Below are 13,488 nucleotides of genomic sequence, written 5' to 3' on the forward strand. Positions count from 1 at the left end.
GGGCCGGCCGGGAGGCGGCGCGGCCCGTTCCTGGTCCTTGCCGCGGCTCAGAATTCAGCCCAATCCTCATCCGCACCGCTCTTGGCGGCGTGTTTGGGAGCCTCGATCCGGGCCGGGCTCTTGGCGGCGTGGGCGGGCGGCGCCTTGCGCACCGCCGCCTTGATCGCCGGCGGGCGGACGGTGGTGGTGGCGCGGGCCGGCTGGCGTTCGGCCGCCCGCGCCGCCGCCGCCGGCTGCCCGGTGTTGAAGAAGGCCATCACCTCGCCGAGATGGCGGGCCTGATCCTCGAGCGAATGGGCGGCGGCGGTGCTTTCCTCGACCAGGGCGGCGTTCTGCTGGGTCATCTCGTCCATCTGGGTGACCGCCTCGTTGACTTGATCGATGCCGCTGGCCTGTTCGGCGCTGGCGGCGGCGATCTCGGCGACGATGTCGGCGACCCGTTTGACCGAGCCCAGGATCTCGTCGAGGGTGCGGCCGGCGCCCTTGACCAGTTCGGCGCCGTTTCTCACCTGCGACGAGCTTTCGGCGATCAGCCCCTTGATCTCCTTGCTGGCCTGGGCGCTGCGCTGGGCGAGGTTGCGCACCTCCTGCGCCACCACGGCGAAGCCCTTGCCGGCATCGCCGGCCCGGGCCGCCTCGACCGCGGCGTTCAAGGCCAGCAGGTTGGTCTGGAAGGCGATCTCGTCGATCATGCCGACGATGTCCTCGATCTTCTGCGACGAGGTTTCGATCCGGCTCATCGCCCCGATCGCGTCGGTGACCACCTGTCCGCCCGAGGCGGCGACCTCGCGCGCCCCGGCGGCGAGCTGGTTGGCCTGCTGGGCGTTGGCCGAGTTCTGGCGCACGGTGGCGGCCAGTTCTTCCATGCTGGCGGCGGTTTCCTCCAGCGCGCTGGCCTGCTGTTCGGAGCGTTCCGACAGGTCCTGGCTGCCGGCGGCGACTTCCGAGGCGGCGCTGGTGATCTGGGTGGCGGCGTCGTTGATGTTGCTGACCACCTCGAACAGCTTGTCGGCGGTGCGGTTGACGTCGGCCTTCAACTGGCCGAACAGGCCGGCATAATCGCCGGTGATCCGCCGGGTCAGGTCGCCGCCGGCCACCGCCGCCAGCACGCTGGCGACGTCCTTCAGCGCGGTGGCGGTCTGCGCCACCAGAGTGTTGACCCCCTCGCACAGATTGAGCAGGAAGCCGTCCTTGCCGGCGAGGTCGATCCGGCGGTCGAGATCGCCGGTGCTGGCGGCCTTGGCCACCTGGGCGACCTCGGCGACGATCGCCGCCTCGCGCTTGCGCTGCTCCTCCTCGGCGCGGCGGGTGGCGTCCTCGGCCGCCTTCTGCTCGGCCTCCATCCGCAGCTTGTCGATGGCGTTCTGCTTGAACACCTGGACCGCCTTGGCCATCTCGCCGATCTCGTCATGGCTGTCGAGGGCGGGCACATCGACGGCATGGTCGCCGCCGGCCAGCCGGGTCATCGCCCCGGTCATCGCGGTCACCGGCACGGTGATGCCCCGCGCGATCGCCCAGGCGAAGATCACCCCGAACAGCACCGCCAGCCCCGACACCGCCAGCAGGACGGTGATCGCGGTGGCGTTGGCGGATTCGGTCTCGTTGGCGACCCGCTCCAGCCGCTCGTCGAGCTGGCTCGACAATTGGGCGGCGCCAGCGGCGAAGTCGGCGGCGATCTTGGGCATCGTGCTGCCGATCAGGTCGCGGGTGGCGGCGTAGGAGGTGATGGTCTCGTTGAGCGCCTTGGCGTAGCTGGCCGCCAGATCGATGGTGGCGCGGATCTCGCGCGCCGCCTCGGGGCTCTTGACCTTGGCGGCGAAGGCGGCGAGGTCGCGCTGGAGCACGTCGATCTGGCGCAGGGCGATGTCGGCGTTGTCGCGGGTCGGGGCCATCAGGTATTTGGCCGCGGTCAGTCGCGACAGGATCCATTCGCCGCGCAGTTCGGACAGGTCGGTGGCAAGGGCGGCATCCGATCCGTTGCGCAGGGTCTCGAGCAGTCGGCCGAGGCCGTCGACCCCGCCGGCGCCGAGGCGGGTCATCGCCTCCTGGGCGGTGTCGCGCTGGTGGTCAAGCTCGCGCAGCCGGGCGGCGTTGGCGAGGTAATCCTCGGTCAGGCGGATCATCTTGCCGACCAGTTCGCGCCGGGATTCGGTGCGGAAATTGTTCTGGGCCACCCTCAGCGCGTCGGTCACCTTGGCGCCCAGCGTCGGGATCAGGTTGTAATCGGCGTCGGTGCCGGTGTTCTGGTAGACCTGGACCTGCCGGCGCAGGTTGGCGAGATCGCCTTCGAGCCGCAGGATCTTCTGGCCCTGGTCGGCGAGGCGGGCATATTCGCGGCTGCGCTCGGCCGCGCCGTTGAGACTCTGCCAGCCGATCACGGCCAGGACGCAGAGCAGGATCAGGACCAGCAGGAACCCGGCGAAGATCCGGCTGCCGATCTTGAAGTTGGCCATCCAGGTGATCATGACGACACTCCTTGTCGGATCGGGCGGTCAGGCCGCCGCGATACCCTCGCTCGGGTCAAATTCGTCGAAGGCGAAGACATGGTCGAGGTCGAGCAGGGCGACCATGCGGCCGTCGCCGGTGACCAGACCGGTGAGGAACCCGGCGTCGCTGCGTTCGACCTGCGGCGTCGGCTGGATCTCGCCCGCCGCCACCGCCAGGATGTCGGCGACGGCATCGACCAGGATCCCCGCCACCCGGTTGCCGACCGCGACGACGATGATGACGTGGCGGGGGGTGGTGGTGGTGACGCCCCGGCCAAAGCGCGCGCGCAGGTCGAGGATCGGCACGATCGCCCCGCGCAGGTTGATCACCCCGCGCATGTAGGGGGGGGTGTTGGGCAGTTCGGTGCTGGCGGTCCAGCCCTTGATCTCACGAATCGCCATGATGTCGACGCCGTATTCCTCGTCGCCGATGGTGAAGGTGATGAACTGCCGGATGTCGCTTTCCGACGCGGTGCTGTCAGACACGTCGTCCTCCCTTGAACGGCCCACCTTGCGGCGCGGGGCGTGTCAGTCCGCCGTGGCGCCCAGGGCGCCCTCGGCACGCGGTGCGGTGTGGTCGAGGCGCTCCCCCATGATCCGGAGCGCGCCGACGTCGAGAATCAGGGCGACGCAGCCGTCGCCCAGGATCGTGGCGGCCGAGATCCCCTCGACCGGGCGGTAATTGGCGTCGAGGCTCTTGATCACCACCTGCTGCTGGCCGAGCAGCTCGTCCACCAGCAGGCCGACCCGGTCGCCGCCGTCGGTTTCGACCACCACCACCAGCCCCCGGGTCGGCTGGGTGATCGCGTCGGGGATCTCGAACAGCTGGTGCAGCCGCACCAGCCGGATGTAGTCGCCGCGCAGGGTCAGCACGTCGCCGATATTGACCAGGGTGCGGGCCTGCTGCGGGGTGGGGCGGAAGGATTCGACGATGTTGGTCAGCGGCAGCACGTAGCGCCGGCCGCCGACCGACACCAGCATCCCGTCCATCACCGCCAGCGTCAGCGGCAGCGACAGCACGAAGCGGGTGCCCTGGCCCGGGCTGTTCTGCACCACCACCCGGCCGCCGATGTCCTGGATGTTCTTGCGCACCACGTCCATGCCGACCCCGCGTCCCGACACGTCGGACACCTTGGCGGCGGTCGAGAAGCCGGGCAGGAAGATCAGCTGGTCGATCTGCTCGTCGGTCAGGGTGGCGCCCCGGTCGATCAGGCCGCGTTCGACCGCCTTGTCGAACACCCGGCGGCGGTCGATGCCGTTGCCGTCGTCGGCGATCTCGATCACGATCCGGCCCGAGCGGTGCTCGGCGCCGAGATGGAGGGTGCCCTCGGCCGGCTTGCCCCGGGCGATCCGCTCGTCGGGCGGCTCGATGCCGTGATCGAGGGCGTTGCGGATCAGGTGGGTCATCGGGTCGGACAGGTGTTCGATCACCGTCTTGTCGACCTCGGTCGCCTCGCCGCTCATCACCAGCCGGGCCTGCTTGCCGAGCTGCTGGGCCAGATCGCGCACCAGCCGGGGCGCGCGGGCGAACAGCGCCTTGACCGGCTGGGCCCGGATCGCCATCACGCTTTCCTGCAATTCGCGGGTGTGATGCGACAGTTCCTGGAGGCCCTGCACCAGTTCGGGATGGGATTCGACCGAGAAGCCCGAGGCCTGCTGGCCCAGCATCGCCTGGGTGATCACCAGTTCGCCGACCATGTTGACCAGCCGGTCGATGCGGTCGAGATCGACCCGGATCGAGGCGGTCTGGATGCCGCCGCCGGGGCGGGGGGCGGCGGGGTGCGGGGTGGCGGGGTGTGGATCGACGGCAGCGGGGGGGTGGGCCTCGGCGGCCGGCAGCGGGGCGAACAGGCCCCAGCCCTCGCCCTCCTCGGCGGCGGGGGCGGCCGGCGGCGGGGCGAACAGGCCCCAGCCTTCGCCCTCCTCCTCGACCGGGGCGGCCGGCGTCACCGGCTCGATCGTCACCTCGGCGCTGGCGGTGTTGACGAATTCGAACACCGCCTCGATGTCGGCCCGCGCGCAGCGCCCGGTCAGGCGCAGCCGCCAGGACAGATAGCTTTCCTCCGCCGCCATCGCCACCAGGGTGGGCAGGCGGCTGCTGTCGACCTCGATTTCCAACGTGCCGAGGGAGGCCAGCTCGCGCAGCAGCAATTGCGGATCGTTGCCGGTCAGCAGCATTTCGGGCGCCGGGGCCAGCCCGATCGACCACACCGCCGGGGCGTCGGCGGGCGGTGGGGCGGCGGCCGCAGCGGCGGGGGGCGCGGGCGCGGGCGCGGCCTCGGATCCGACCAGGGCGGCCAGGGCGGCGCGGATCTCGCCGGCGTGATCGGGGGGCAGGGTCACCTCGTCCTGGGCGGCGCGGACGAAATCGCCCAGCCGGTCGGTGCCGCGCACCAGCAGGTCGGCGATCGCCGGGGTCAGCGTCACCGTGCCGGACCGCAGCGCGTCCATCGCCGTCTCGAACACATGGGCGAAGCGGACCAGCGCCTCGAAGCCGAAGGCGCCACCGCCGCCCTTGATCGAGTGGACGCAGCGGAAGACGGCGTTGAGGTCCTCGGGCTCGCCCTCGCCGGCCTGGAGACGGGCAAGAGTCTCTTCCGCCGCGGCCAGCAGCTCGGCGCATTCCTCGAAATAGGTCGCCTTGAAGCGCGACAGGTCGTAGGACTGATCCTCGCTCACGCCGCGGCCTCCCAGCTTGGCATGGACTTTAGTCTTATACCCTCAGGGGCAGACTTTTGCCACGATTTGCAACAGTTTCTCCGGGCTGAACGGCTTGACGATCCAGCCGGTGGCGCCGGCGGCGCGGCCTTCCTCCTTCTTGGCCTGCTCGCTTTCGGTGGTGAGGATCAGGATCGGGGTGCCGGCATGGCTGGGCAGGCCGCGCAGGCGGCGGACCAGGGTGATGCCGTCCATTTCGGGCATGTTGACGTCGGTGATCACCACGTCGATCTTCTGGCCCTGGAGGGCGCGCAGCGCGGCGACGCCGTTTTCCGCCTCGATCACGGTATAGCCGGCCCCGCGCAGGGTGAACGACACCATGTCGCGCATGGTCTTGGAATCGTCGACGGCCAGAATGCACTTGCCCATGGGCATCTCCTCGCTCAGGTGATCTTGCGCAGTTCGTCCGCCAGGCCGAGCCGGGCGAAGGCTTCGACGATGGAGGCGGTGGGGCGGACCAGGGCGAACGGGCGTTCGCCGCCGGCGAAATCGCGTCCGGCGGCGATCATCACCTGGATCGCCGCGGTCGACAGCCGGGCGACCCGGTCGGCCTGAAGGGTCAGCGCGGCGGTGCCGTCACGACCCAGCACGTCGAGCAGATGCTCCCGCAATTCACGCGCTGCGGGAAGATCGACGATTTCGGGCAGTTCGATCTCGAGCCGCCCGTCCGAGTCCTTGACTTCCATGCCGGTTTCGCCAACTTCTTCGGTGGACCGACTCAGAATGATACGGCAAATGCTAAACTTTCGTAAGAGCCGAACCGTCCGGGCGTGTGCATGGCCAAAATAACCACTCAAGCCGGTCCGTGGAACATGACGGTGTATGCCTTTGATCCAGGCGACACCGACAATCCCTTGACGGCACTTGGCCCCGACGACCTCAGTAAAATACCCTACGGCGCCGCTGAATTGGACGCCGACGGCCGGGTGTTGTCCTACAATGACACGGAGCCCGACGACGGTGAGTCCGGGCGGCCCTCGCCGCTCGGGCGCGATTTCTTCGCCGAAGTGGCGCGCTGGGCCGGCAATTCCCTGCTGATCCGTGAATTCCGCCGGGGGGTCGAGGCCGGCGACCTCAACGTGGTGTTCGACTGCGCCACCCCGCGCCTGCCGCACAAGGTGCGGATCCATTTCAAGGTCAGCCCGATCCTCGGCACCTACTGGGTGTTCGTCAAAAGGTTGCGCCGGCTCTGAACGGTCAGGCGGGCGACCGCCCCGCGCGCTCCGCGCGCAAACAGACACAGGTGAGGCGGGCTGCCGCCCGCCGGCCCGCTTGGAGGCTGGCGCCTCCAAACCTCCCCCTTTTTTATCGATGAAAACCAAGGGGGTCCGGGGCATCGCCCCGGCGGGCTCGCGGGCAGAGCCCGCGCCTCAGCCTTCGCCGCGAAACAGGGCGACCAGTTCGCGCGCCGCCGCGCCGGGGGCGAGCCGGCCGTCGGCGACCGCCTGTTCCAGCGTGGGCAGCCGGGCGGCGATGCGGCCGTCGTCGCGCAGGCTCTGCAACAGGGTTTCCGAGATCTCGTTCCACATCCAGGCGTGGGCCTGGGCGGCGCGGCGGGCGGCGAGGGCGCCGCTGGCCCCCTGGCTGTCGCGGTGGCGCAACACCGTCTGCCACACCGAATCGATTCCGGTGCGGGTCAGGGCGGAGCAGGTTAGCACCGGCACCTGCCAGCCGTCGCCGGGGGCGGCGAGCAGGTGCAGGGCGCTGGCGTAATCGCGGGCGGCGCGGGCGGCGGCGGCGGCGAGGTCGCCGTCGGCCTTGTTGACGATCACCGCGTCGGCCAGTTCGACGATGCCCTTCTTGATTCCCTGCAATTCGTCGCCGCCGCCGGGGACCAGCACCAGCAGGAACATATCGACCATGTCGGCCACGGCGGTCTCGCTCTGGCCGACGCCGACGGTCTCGACCACGATCACGTCGAAGCCGGCGGCCTCGCACACCAGCATCGCCTCGCGGGTGCGGCGGGCGACGCCGCCCAGGGTGCAGCCGGACGGGCTGGGGCGGATGAAGGCGCGCGGGTCGCGTGACAATTCCTCCATCCGGGTCTTGTCGCCGAGGATCGAGCCGCCGGTGCGCGGGCTGGACGGATCGACCGCCAGCACCGCCGGCCGGCCGCCCTGGGCCAGCACATGCAGGCCGAAGCTCTCGATGAAGGTGCTCTTGCCGGCGCCGGGGACGCCGGTGATGCCGACCCGGGCCGCGCCGCCGGTATGGGGCATCAGCTCGCTCAGCAGCGCCTCGGCGGCGGCGCGGTGGTCGGCGCGGGTGGATTCGATCAGGGTGATGGCGCGGGCGAGGGCACGGCGCTGGCCGGCCCGCACGCCTTGGGCCAGGGCGACGGGATCGAGCGGGGCAGGGGTCACGGGCGGGGTCACTTCCGGCGGGGACGGGGAGGGGGCGAGGCCGGCGCGGGGCCGGCGGAATGGGGCGGCAGGGGACGCGGCGGCGGCTGGGGCGGCGGCTGATCCTTCTGGTCGAGAAAGGCCAGGATCGCCATCGACACCAGCTTGGCGCGGTCCTCGTCCGACAGGGCGTCGAGGATCTTGCGCTTGGCGCGGTGGATCTCGCCCGCCTCGCGCAGCAGGCGCGCCCGTTCCGCCGCCGCCGTCACCGCGGCGGCGGGGCGGGGCGGCGGGGACGCGGCGGGCGCGGCGCGGCGGGCGGGGGCGGGGGCCCGGGCCGCCGGCGCCGCGCCGAACAGGCGGGCGATCCAGGCGAACATCGGCGCCATGCTAGCGCGACCGGCCGGCCGCTGTCACCGGCCGTCGCCGTGGCGCGGCGGCGGCGGCGGGCGATCGCCGATCACGACGCCCGATCACGACGATTGAGCGACGCGGCGAGGTTGGCTACAGTCGCGCACCGCGGAACGGTCGGGGGCGCGTCGCGCCCCGGCCCTCCCGGCTCGTTGCAGCATCGGGCGTGCCGACCATGGATCTGGACCTGCTTCGTCATCCCCATCTGATCGCCCTGCGCCGCTGGTGGCTGGAACAGGGCGGCAGCCGGGGGCTGCCCTCCGCCGCCGACCTCAGCCCGACCATGCTGCGCCGCTGGCTCGACAACATGGTGGTGGTCGATGTCGATCCCGCCGGCGAGACCCGCTACGCCTATTATGGCGCCAACCTCGCCGCCGCCTTCGGCACCGACATGGTCGGCCGCTCGATCGACCAGCTGCCCGAGGCGCAGCGGGCGGTGCTGGCCCGCGAATACGACACCATCCGTCATGGCCGCGCCCCGGTGGCGCGCCGCCACACCGCCGATTTCGACGGGCAGACCCAGACCTGGGAACGCCTGCTGCTGCCCTTCTTCGACGGCGCCGGTGCCGTCGAGAAGATCATCGTCGCCGTCTACCGCCTGGAGTGACATGAGCCCCGCCCAAGACGACAGCATGACCGCCGCCGACTTCAATTTCTGGTGCGCGGTCAACAGCAAGCCGTTCCGTCTGGTGCGCCATCGCTGGCCAGACGGCTCGGTCGAGTGGGACGTCGAGGTGTTCCCCGGCCGGCCCGAGGCCACCGTGGCCTACGGCACCGGCCAGACCGCCGAGAGCCCCGCCGCCGCCGCCGCCTTCGCCTTCGCCGCCGGGGTCGAATGGGGCGAGAGCTTCGCCCGCCCCGCCGGCGGCTGGGATGACGGCGCCGAGGCCGACGAGGCCGGGCCGGATCTCGATCCGCCGCCGGCCCCGACCGCCGCCGCGCCCCAGGTTCCGGCTCCCGCCGCGCCGGCCCCCGTGGTCCCGGCTCCCGTGGTTCCGGCCTCCGCCGCCGTGCCGGCCGCCGCGCCGGCCGCCTCGGGCCCGCTGGTGCTGTCGGTGCCGCGCGCCACGGTCACGCCGCCCGAGCGTCCCGAAGCGCCGTCCTTCGCCCCCGATCCGGTGCGGGCGGCGGTGATCCCCCCGCCCGAGCCGGAGCCCGCGCCCGAGGGCTATCAGCCGCCCGACATCGCGCTGTTGCAGCAGCCGCCGCCGCGCAGCCGGGTCGAGGAGGACGAGGAGGCGCTGGCCACCAACGCCCGCATGCTCGAAACCGTGCTGCGCAATTTCAAGGTGCGGGGCGAGATCATGGAGGTCCGCCAGGGCCCGGTGGTCACCCTGTACGAGTTCGAGCCGCTGCCCGGCACCAAATCCTCGACGGTGATCAACCTCGCCGACGACATCGCCCGCTCGATGAGCACGATCACCACCCGCATCGCCATCGTGCCGGGCCGCAGCGTGATCGGCATCGAGCTGCCCAATCCGATCCGCGAGACGGTCTATCTGCGCGAGATCCTGGAAAGCCCGGCCTTCCTCCAGCATTCCGGCCGGCTGCCGCTGGCGCTCGGCAAGGACATCGCCGGCGAGCCGGTGGTGGCCGACCTCGCCCGCATGCCGCATCTGCTGATCGCCGGCACCACCGGCTCGGGCAAGTCGGTCGGCATCAACGCGATGATCCTGTCGCTGCTCTACCGCTTCCGCCCCGAGGATTGCCGCCTGATCATGGTCGATCCCAAGATGCTGGAGTTGTCGGTCTATGACGGCATCCCGCATCTGCTGACCCCGGTGGTGACCGACCCCGACAAGGCGGTGCGGGTGCTGAAATGGGCGGTGCGGGAGATGGAGGCGCGCTACCGGGCGATGGCCCTGCTGGCGGTGCGCAACATCGACGGCTACAACGCCCGCCTGACCGAGCTGGCCGCCACCGGGCAGAAGGTCAGCCACCGCGTCCAGGTCGGCTTCGACCGCACCTCGCGCGAGCCGATCTTCGAGGAACAGCCGATCGACCTCAAGCCGCTGCCCCACATCGTGGTGCTGGTGGACGAGATGGCCGACCTGATGATGGTCGCCGGGCGCGATCTCGAAGTGGCGATCCAGCGTCTGGCCCAGATGGCCCGCGCCGCCGGCATCCATCTGATCATGGCGACCCAGCGCCCCTCGGTCGATGTCATCACCGGCACGATCAAGGCCAACTTCCCCACCCGCATCTCGTTCCAGGTCACCTCGCGCATCGACAGCCGCACCATTCTCGGCGAATCCGGCGCGGAACAACTGGTCGGCCAGGGCGACATGCTGTTCATGTCGGGCGGCGGCCGGGTCACCCGCATCCACGGCCCGTTCGTCTCCGACACCGAGGTCGAGCAGGTGGTGGCCCACCTCAAGTCGCAGGGCGAGCCCGATTATCTCGGCTCGATCACCGAGGACGAGGAGGACGAGGACCTGCGCGGCGGGGGCGGCGGCAGCGACGAGGGCGGCTTCACCAGCGGCGACGATCTCTACGATCAGGCGGTGGCGCTGGTCACCCGCGAGCGCAAGGTGTCGATCAGCTTCATCCAGCGCCAGTTGCAGATCGGCTACAATCGCTCGGCCCGGCTGGTCGAGCGGATGGAGGCCGAGGGGGTGGTGTCGCCCTCCAACCATCAGGGCAAGCGCGAGGTGCTGGCCCGGCGCTGGTCGGAGAACGGCGAGGCCGCCGAGTCCTGAGCCGGGGGCGGCCGTGCCCCCGCCCCGGACCTCCCATGCCGGGGTTGCATGGGCCGGCCGGGGGCGGGGGGTGTAGCCTGCCGCTGCCGGCATCCGGCCGGATCGGGGGGAGCCGATGAGCTACGAAAAGACCATCAACGATTTCCACGATTCCCTGTTCGCCCGCCATCGCGGCGGCGACGGCAGCCTGGGCTGGCGGTCGAGGGACTCCCAGCAGGCCCGCTTCGACGCGGTGCTGTCGCAGGGGCCGCTCGACGGCATGTCGGTGCTCGACGTCGGCTGCGGCTTCGGCGATCTCGCCCCGGCGCTGAAGGCGCGGGCGCCCTCCGCCCGCTATACCGGCTGGGACATCAATCCGCAGTTCGTCGAGGTCTGCCGCGCCAACGCGCCCGATCTGGTCTTCGAGCGGCGCAACATCCTGGTCGATCCGCCCGAGACTCCGTTCGACGTGATCCTGTCGGTCGGGCCGATCAACATCGAACTCGGCAGCAACGAAGAGTTGATGCGGCGGATGCTGAAGGCGATGTACAAATCCTGCACCAGCCATTGCGTGATGAGCATGGCCAGTCGCGAGACCCGCGGCGGGGGGCGTGACTTTCATTATTATGACCCCTGCAAGATGCTGGATTTCTGCTTCTCGCTGACCAAGAACGTGATCTTGCGTCACGATTACCATCCCAGCGACTTCTGCGTGTTCCTGTTTCATTGAGTCTGCGGTCGGGGCCGGTCGGTGTTTTCCACCAGGGCGCCCGGGGCGACTGGACGTTTGCAACTGGGCGCCGGACCGGTATAGTCCCGCATCGTTTTTGACCGAACGCCCCGTTTCCCGAGGAGTCGTCCACCATGTTCGTCTCGACCGCTTACGCCCAGGCCGCCGCTTCCGCCCCGTCGATGGGGACGATGGACGTGCTGCAGCAGTTCCTGCCGCTGGTCCTGATCTTCGTCGTGTTCTACCTGCTGCTGATCCGGCCGCAGCAGAAGCGGATGAAGCAGCACAAGCAGATGCTGGCCGAGCTGCGCCGGGGCGACCGGGTGGTGACCTCGGGCGGCATCATCGGCACCGTCAACAAGGTGGTCAGCGACACCGAACTGGTGATCGAGATCGCCGAGGGCGTGCGGGTGCGGGTGGTCCGCGCCACCGTCGCCGAGGTGCTGGGCAAGGGCGAGGCGGCCGCCGCTTCCGCCGACAAGGCTGACGCCGACAAGTAAGCGTCGGCGTCTTTTCGCTTTCTCCTCCGACCACGAGCCGGGACATGAACCTAATTCCCAGATGGAAGATCGTCGTGGCGGTGCTGGTGGGGCTGACCGGCCTGCTGTTCTCCGCCCCCAACCTGCTGCCGCGTGACGTCACCGACCGCATGCCCGGCTGGTTGCAGCCGGTCAGCCTCGGCCTCGACCTCCAGGGCGGGTCATACCTGCTGCTCGAGGTCGATACCGGCTACGTGGTGCGGGAGCAGATCGCCGGTCTGGTCGAATCGATCCGCACCACCCTGCGCAAGGAAAAGGTCAAGTACGGCGATCTCGGCCAGCATGGCGACACCGTCTCCGTTCGCATCCTCGATGCCGAGGACCGCGAGCGGGCGGCGCCGCTGCTGCGCAAGATCGACGAACAGGCCCAGCTCGAGGTCGGCACCGACGGCCTGATGACCCTGCGCTACACCGATCAGGCGCTGAAGCAGCGCAAGCTGGCGGCGGTCGATCAGTCGCTTGAAATCGTCCGCCGCCGCATCGACCAGCTCGGCACCCGCGAGCCGTCGATCCAGCGCCAGGGCCAGGACCGCATCGTGGTCCAGTTGCCCGGGGTCAAGGATCCCGACCACATCAAGTCGCTGCTGGGCAAGACCGCCAAGCTGACCTTCCATCTGCTCGACGACACCGCCAGCGTCGAGGACGCCCTGCGCGGCCGGGTGCCGCCGGGCGACATGCTGCTGCCCGGCAACGAGCAGGGCCGGGGCCTGCCCGAGAATTACGTGGTGCGCAAGCGGGTCGAGGTCGGCGGCGACATGCTGACCGACGCCCGCGCCACCTATTCCGAAGGCCGCCCGGTAGTCAGCTTCCGCTTCAATTCGGCCGGGGCCAAGAAGTTCGGCGACGCCACCCGCGAGAATTCCGGCCGCTTCCTCGCCATCGTCCTCGACGACAAGGTGATCAGCGCGCCCCGGATCAACGAGCCGATCCTCGGCGGTTCGGGCATCATCTCGGGCGGCTTCACCCTCCAGCAGGTGCAGGATCTGGCGATGCTGCTGCGGGCCGGCGCCCTGCCGGCGCCGCTCCAGGTGCTGGAGGAGCGCACCGTCGGCCCCGATCTCGGCGCGGATTCGATCCGGGCCGGCACCATCGCCTGCGTCATCGGCCTGGTGCTGGTGGTGACGACGATGCTGGTGATCTACGGCTCGCTCGGCCTGCTCGCCAACCTGTCGATGCTGATGAATCTGGTGCTGCTGCTCGGTGCGCTGTCGGCGCTCGGCGCCACCCTGACCCTGCCCGGCATCGCCGGCGTGGTGCTGACGATGGGCATGGCGGTCGATGCCAACGTGCTGATCTACGAGCGCATGCGCGAGGAACAGCGCAACGGCCGCAGCGTGATGTCGGCGTTGCAGGCCGGCTATGACCGGGCCTTCGCCACCATCCTCGACGCCCACGTCACCACCCTGGTCGCCGGCGCGCTGCTGTTCCAGTTCGGCTCGGGGCCGGTGCGCGGCTTCGCCGTCACCCTGTCGCTCGGCCTGCTCGCCTCGCTGTTCACCGCCGTCCTGGTCAACCGGATGCTGGTGATCGGCTGGGTGCGCTGGCGCCGGCTCAAAGCCCTGCCGTTGGCCTGAGGACCGAACC

At 70.3% G+C, this 13,488-nt stretch carries 13 protein-coding genes; 6 read left to right on the top strand and 7 right to left on the bottom strand.

Features of this window, described 5'->3' with window-relative positions; genetic code table 11:
• Positions 1-47 precede the first annotated feature (47 nt).
• Genes ACFSNB_RS01155 through ACFSNB_RS01175 form a run of 5 tightly spaced genes read right to left on the bottom strand, consistent with a single transcriptional unit; the run spans position 48 to position 5,890 of the window.
• Complete coding sequence (locus ACFSNB_RS01155; protein ID WP_377313680.1) at positions 48-2,465, bottom strand: methyl-accepting chemotaxis protein; 2,418 nt, start codon at positions 2,463-2,465, stop codon at positions 48-50.
• A gap of 27 nt (positions 2,466-2,492) precedes the next feature.
• Complete coding sequence (locus ACFSNB_RS01160) at positions 2,493-2,972, bottom strand: chemotaxis protein CheW (protein WP_377313682.1); 480 nt, start codon at positions 2,970-2,972, stop codon at positions 2,493-2,495.
• A gap of 42 nt (positions 2,973-3,014) precedes the next feature.
• On the bottom strand, positions 3,015-5,165 hold the full coding sequence (locus ACFSNB_RS01165) for a chemotaxis protein CheA (RefSeq protein ID WP_377313684.1): 2,151 nt from the start codon (positions 5,163-5,165) through the stop codon (positions 3,015-3,017).
• 42 nt (positions 5,166-5,207) lie between these two features.
• Complete coding sequence (locus tag ACFSNB_RS01170; protein ID WP_377313686.1) at positions 5,208-5,573, bottom strand: response regulator; 366 nt, start codon at positions 5,571-5,573, stop codon at positions 5,208-5,210.
• 14 nt (positions 5,574-5,587) lie between these two features.
• Complete coding sequence (locus ACFSNB_RS01175; protein ID WP_377313688.1) at positions 5,588-5,890, bottom strand: STAS domain-containing protein; 303 nt, start codon at positions 5,888-5,890, stop codon at positions 5,588-5,590.
• A 126-nt stretch (positions 5,891-6,016) separates the two neighbouring features.
• Between ACFSNB_RS01175 and ACFSNB_RS01180 the strand changes: the two genes are divergently transcribed.
• The gene (locus ACFSNB_RS01180; protein WP_377313690.1) at positions 6,017-6,397 is read left to right on the top strand and encodes a hypothetical protein; all 381 of its coding nucleotides are present in this window, start codon (positions 6,017-6,019) and stop codon (positions 6,395-6,397) included.
• A 177-nt stretch (positions 6,398-6,574) separates the two neighbouring features.
• On the opposite strand, the gene meaB is transcribed toward ACFSNB_RS01180, so the two are convergent.
• Together meaB and ACFSNB_RS01190 are read right to left on the bottom strand one after the other, a co-directional pair.
• The gene (gene meaB / locus ACFSNB_RS01185; RefSeq protein WP_377313692.1) at positions 6,575-7,567 is read right to left on the bottom strand and encodes a methylmalonyl Co-A mutase-associated GTPase MeaB; all 993 of its coding nucleotides are present in this window, start codon (positions 7,565-7,567) and stop codon (positions 6,575-6,577) included.
• An 8-nt stretch (positions 7,568-7,575) separates the two neighbouring features.
• The gene (locus ACFSNB_RS01190) at positions 7,576-7,935 is read right to left on the bottom strand and encodes a hypothetical protein (protein WP_377313694.1); all 360 of its coding nucleotides are present in this window, start codon (positions 7,933-7,935) and stop codon (positions 7,576-7,578) included.
• Positions 7,936-8,132: 197 nt separating this feature from the next.
• On the opposite strand from ACFSNB_RS01190, the gene ACFSNB_RS01195 reads away from it, so the two are divergent.
• From ACFSNB_RS01195 to secD, 5 genes are all read left to right on the top strand, one after another.
• Positions 8,133-8,564: a PAS domain-containing protein gene (locus ACFSNB_RS01195; protein WP_377313696.1), complete on the top strand. Its 432-nt coding sequence runs from the start codon at positions 8,133-8,135 to the stop codon at positions 8,562-8,564.
• A 1-nt stretch (position 8,565) separates the two neighbouring features.
• Positions 8,566-10,656: a DNA translocase FtsK gene (locus tag ACFSNB_RS01200; RefSeq protein WP_377313698.1), complete on the top strand. Its 2,091-nt coding sequence runs from the start codon at positions 8,566-8,568 to the stop codon at positions 10,654-10,656.
• A gap of 115 nt (positions 10,657-10,771) precedes the next feature.
• On the top strand, positions 10,772-11,365 hold the full coding sequence (locus ACFSNB_RS01205; protein ID WP_377313700.1) for a class I SAM-dependent methyltransferase: 594 nt from the start codon (positions 10,772-10,774) through the stop codon (positions 11,363-11,365).
• A gap of 134 nt (positions 11,366-11,499) precedes the next feature.
• The gene (gene yajC / locus ACFSNB_RS01210; RefSeq protein ID WP_377313702.1) at positions 11,500-11,865 is read left to right on the top strand and encodes a preprotein translocase subunit YajC; all 366 of its coding nucleotides are present in this window, start codon (positions 11,500-11,502) and stop codon (positions 11,863-11,865) included.
• Positions 11,866-11,909: 44 nt separating this feature from the next.
• Entirely contained in the window at positions 11,910-13,478 is a 1,569-nt protein-coding gene (gene secD, locus ACFSNB_RS01215) for a protein translocase subunit SecD (RefSeq protein WP_377313704.1), read from the top strand.
• Positions 13,479-13,488: the final 10 nt, after the last annotated feature.

Source organism: Phaeospirillum tilakii, assembly GCF_042683125.1.
Lineage (GTDB): Bacteria > Pseudomonadota > Alphaproteobacteria > Rhodospirillales > Magnetospirillaceae > Phaeospirillum > Phaeospirillum tilakii.

Excerpts from the sequence above, each read along its gene's own strand:
- ACFSNB_RS01155 (WP_377313680.1), bottom strand. The coding sequence starts at position 2,465 with ATGATCACCTGGATGGCCAACTTCAAGATCGGCAGCCGGATCTTCGCC.
- ACFSNB_RS01170 (WP_377313686.1), bottom strand. The coding sequence starts at position 5,573 with ATGGGCAAGTGCATTCTGGCCGTCGACGATTCCAAGACCATGCGCGAC.
- ACFSNB_RS01175 (WP_377313688.1), bottom strand. The coding sequence starts at position 5,890 with ATGGAAGTCAAGGACTCGGACGGGCGGCTCGAGATCGAACTGCCCGAA.
- ACFSNB_RS01180 (WP_377313690.1), top strand. The coding sequence starts at position 6,017 with ATGACGGTGTATGCCTTTGATCCAGGCGACACCGACAATCCCTTGACG.
- ACFSNB_RS01190 (WP_377313694.1), bottom strand. The coding sequence starts at position 7,935 with ATGGCGCCGATGTTCGCCTGGATCGCCCGCCTGTTCGGCGCGGCGCCG.
- ACFSNB_RS01195 (WP_377313696.1), top strand. The coding sequence starts at position 8,133 with ATGGATCTGGACCTGCTTCGTCATCCCCATCTGATCGCCCTGCGCCGC.
- ACFSNB_RS01200 (WP_377313698.1), top strand. The coding sequence starts at position 8,566 with ATGAGCCCCGCCCAAGACGACAGCATGACCGCCGCCGACTTCAATTTC.
- ACFSNB_RS01205 (WP_377313700.1), top strand. The coding sequence starts at position 10,772 with ATGAGCTACGAAAAGACCATCAACGATTTCCACGATTCCCTGTTCGCC.
- yajC (WP_377313702.1), top strand. The coding sequence starts at position 11,500 with ATGTTCGTCTCGACCGCTTACGCCCAGGCCGCCGCTTCCGCCCCGTCG.
- secD (WP_377313704.1), top strand. The coding sequence starts at position 11,910 with ATGAACCTAATTCCCAGATGGAAGATCGTCGTGGCGGTGCTGGTGGGG.